The 3,531-nt window shown below is 64.1% G+C and carries 4 protein-coding genes; 2 read left to right on the top strand and 2 right to left on the bottom strand.

Annotation, left to right across the window (positions count from 1 at the left end):
• Positions 1 to 539: 539 nt before the first annotated feature.
• Both KBX06_RS27360 and KBX06_RS27355 read left to right on the top strand, forming a co-directional pair.
• Positions 540 to 1,373 (top strand): IS5 family transposase, encoded by an 834-nt coding sequence (locus tag KBX06_RS27360; RefSeq protein WP_210839936.1) that lies wholly within the window; start codon positions 540 to 542, stop codon positions 1,371 to 1,373.
• Positions 1,370 to 1,789, top strand: coding sequence for a hypothetical protein (locus KBX06_RS27355; protein ID WP_210839934.1), 420 nt, complete (start codon positions 1,370 to 1,372; stop codon positions 1,787 to 1,789). Before KBX06_RS27360 ends, KBX06_RS27355 begins: the two co-directional genes overlap by 4 nt.
• A 109-nt stretch (positions 1,790 to 1,898) precedes the next feature.
• On the opposite strand, the gene KBX06_RS27350 is transcribed toward KBX06_RS27355, so the two are convergent.
• Entirely contained in the window at positions 1,899 to 2,126 is a 228-nt protein-coding gene (locus tag KBX06_RS27350; protein WP_210839932.1) for a hypothetical protein, read from the bottom strand.
• A gap of 265 nt (positions 2,127 to 2,391) precedes the next feature.
• Positions 2,392 to 2,610, bottom strand: coding sequence for a hypothetical protein (locus KBX06_RS27345; protein ID WP_210839930.1), 219 nt, complete (start codon positions 2,608 to 2,610; stop codon positions 2,392 to 2,394).
• Between the last annotated feature and the right edge of the window lie 921 nt (positions 2,611 to 3,531).

Below are 3,531 nucleotides of genomic sequence, written 5' to 3'. Positions count from 1 at the left end.
GCTTCGGCACCAGCCGGCTCCTGCCGAAGATCCTCGATCTACCCGACCACGTGTGGATCAACAAGCCAGAGCCGGAACCTCAGGCCGCATAACTCCCGCTGGCCTCAAATCCTTGACACGTTCCGGGGTCGCTGCGAGCGGCGGCCCACGTTCCCACTGCCCCAGTTGCGATTTCGGACCTGCTGTTGGCCCTGGTTTATATGGGGCCGGACGGACAGGTGTACTGGGCGCAACGGCTCCAAGGGTAGATAGCGGATCTCCTCGTCGGGCAGTCGTAGACCGTCCAGCCTCCCCGGACGGGGCCAGGTGGAGCGCCCTACCGGACGAACGACCTGGACCCCGTCCGGGGAGGCTGGTAGCCCTTGTGGTGCCCGGCGAGGGGAGCCGCGGCGACATCTCTGAGGAGGGTCGGGGTTCGGGGCGGAGCCCCGAGGTCTTCAGAGGGCGGTTCGGTAGCTTTCGTCCATTTTGGGTTTGGGCCGGCATGTGAATGTGAGCCGTGGTCGTAACCGGTAGGTCCGGCCGGCGTTGGGCTGATCATGGGTGAGCGTGCGGCGTATCCGAGTGACCTGACCGATGAGCAGTGGGCGGTGGTGGGTCCGTTCCTGCAGGCGTGGAAGGACCGGCATCCGTCGGTGTCGGGGTATCAGGGTCGCTACGAGCTGCGGGAGATCGTGAATTCGATCTTCTACCAGAACCGGACGGGTTGTCAGTGGGCGTACCTGCCACACGACCTGCCCCCGAAGTCCGCGACGTACTACTACTTCGCTCTGTGGCGTGATGACGGCACTGACCAGGTGATTCATGATCTGCTGCGTTGTCAGGCGCGGGAGCGGGCCGGCTGCCGGGAGGATCCGACCGCGGTGGTGTTGGACACCCAGTCGATCCGGGCGGCCAACCACGTTCCGGCCGCGACGACCGGCAAGGACGCGGCAAAGAAGGTGCCCGGCCGTAAGCGGGGCCTGGCGGTGGACGCCCTGGGGTTGATCATCGCGGTGGTGGTCACCGCGGCGTCGGTCACCGACAACGCGATCGGCGTGCGCCTGCTGGACAACGTCCTCGCGCACACGCCAACGGTGACCAAGGCGTGGGTCGATGCCGGGTTCAAAGACGACGTGCAGATCCACGGAGCGATCAACGGTATCGACGTCGAGCAGGTCCTTCGGTCCGACACGACGGCCGGGTTCGTGCCGATCGCACGCCGGTGGGTGGTCGAGCAGACCAACGGCACGCTGATGCTGCACCGCCGCCTGGTCCGCGAGTACGAAAGCCGACCCGCCTCCGCGGTGTCACGCACCTGGTGGGCCTCCACGGCGAACCTCATCCGCCGGTTGACCGGCACCGCCACCACGTCCTGGCGCGACCAACGGTGACGCAGCCGACGCTGCTGACCCTGCTCACCGAACGCGAAACCGCCGCCGGCCTGGCCGTCGAGCGGCTCCGCACCCAGATCGCCTCCCTCGACGAGCAACTCACCGCGGCCGAGACCGAGGTCGCCGAAATCGCCATCACCCGCAAGACGCTCCTGAGCCTGGGCGGCCCACTCGATCCGGCGGCACCTGCTGACCCGACCGTCGCCAGCCCCGCCTACCAGCAGATCCTCGCCGCGTTCCACGACGGGACCACACCGATGCGCGCCAGGGACATCTGCCAGGCGCTGGGCACCGGGACCACCGCGAAGGACACCGAGAATCTCCGCGCCAAGCTCAAACGCCTCGTCGCCCGCCAGATCCTTACCGAACCCGAGGCCGGACTGTTCACCCTCGCCCCGCCGGCGACGTCCGCGTAGCCCCCACCAGGGCCGCTAACGAACCGTCAAACCCACATCAGACAAAGCCTCCCGAACCACCCTCTTAAGCAGCCGCTGCATCCGGTCCGGCGTCGCGTCTCCCACGGCCTCAGCCAAGGTCCAGCCGTTCTTGGTCGTCCAACGGCGACAGCAGCCCGACCAGGTAGGTCAGCGCCTGCTGGCGCGGTTCCGCCCGCCCGAAACGGTGCGCGAACCGCGCCAACAGATCATCCAGACCCGCCCGCCAGCCCACGATCTCATCGATCAACACAAGCACGGCAGCCTGCCCGCCACGTGACCAACCACAGCAGACGGACAACGCGACCATCTGATCCACCGCACGAATAGCATCGACACGCGCAGCTGCACGGCCGGCGTCGCTCACGCGTCGATCACGCCGATTACCTGGCGAAACTCCAGTTCAGGCAGCTGTGGCTGGCGTATCAACTTCAGTTGGCCTCATTCCCTTGACACGTTCCGATCAGCCCTCGTCGCTGACTAAGCAAAGGTTACTGACGCGATCGCTGTGGGCCTCGACGACCGGCTAACGCCACCAGGCCCGTAGGGAGCAGCAGCACCCAGGACCGAGAGTCGCCTAACCTCTACAAGGCTCCCCCAATCTCCAGCCAGGAGCGAATCTCGCTTCCAACCCCTTCATCTCCGACTTGAGATAACACCCACGGCAGAGCGGACAGGATCAGCTCAACATCTTGCAATCCCGAAAACGTCACCTCACCCACCAAATTCACCTCACCACAAACAGGCGCGTAAAATTCCTCGCCCGCGTTGAGAAAATCGGTCCTCCGTTTTTCGGATTCCACGATTGCACATTCACGAGTGAGAGGAATCTGCCGTAGAGCCCATGCAGCAGAACCATCCGGTGTAAGGACTTGCGGGAGCCCGGCAATTGGAGGTTTGAACCGTAGGGCAAGCGCTGCGATTCTGAGCATCCAGTATGCACCGAGGGCAGCCCTTACACCCTCAAGATCGACAGCTAGCAGGATGGCCTCTGCAGCGAGATTCAGGTCCGCTGTGCGTCGGCCCGGGGTTACGTCCCGGAAGGGATTAGCGCTGATCTCTAGGGACTCGAAGACTGATAGCCACCACTGCGGCGAGGTGCCCTCAGGGAAGCGGCTAGACACCCAATCAGCTAGCTGCCCTTCTGGGACAGATCGCATTTCGCGAAGATCCGACTCTACCCTCATTTACGGCGCCCTCCCGCCAAAGTCGCGGATAGTTGCGAACGGTATCCTGATGCCAGCTTGACCGAAGGCACTTACCCCCCGGTTGATGAATGATGCGGCACACTGAGCGCAGGGCGGCGTGTAGTGACCCGTGAAGTTGTCGAAAGATGTAACCCTGCCGCCACTTGCGAATGTGATTTGCCCAGCACCAACAACCGGAGATCCGCCACTGGCAATTGTGTGGTGAATGCCAGGCAAGTCGCGGACAATGCTCAGACTTCCCCCCTCCCCTACCGTCCAGAGATACCTGCCGCCGCCTGCGGCCGCCTGTGAGAACTCGGCAGAGCCAGCCGCAATTGCGGAAACTCCTTCGAAATCGGCTGCCATCTGCTCGAATGGCAGGTCGTCCGGCTTGCTATTGCCGACCACTCCATTGAGCCTTTTTCATCCTGACCTTGCAGGTCAGGGGCGGTGTGCGTAGCCCGAGGATCGATGAGGGCGAGGCTCCAGGTAAGACAGCAAATCGACCAAAACCCGATGCCCCGACCGGGAGCCTCG

Origin of the sequence: Micromonospora sp. C31, assembly GCF_018070575.1 — a bacterium.
Classification (GTDB): Bacteria; Actinomycetota; Actinomycetes; order Mycobacteriales; family Micromonosporaceae; genus Micromonospora.
This window is presented reverse-complemented; position numbering and strand designations above follow the sequence as displayed.

Coding starts and splice junctions, on each gene's coding strand:
- KBX06_RS27360 (WP_210839936.1), top strand. CDS start 540: ATGGGTGAGCGTGCGGCGTATCCGAGTGACCTGACCGATGAGCAGTGG.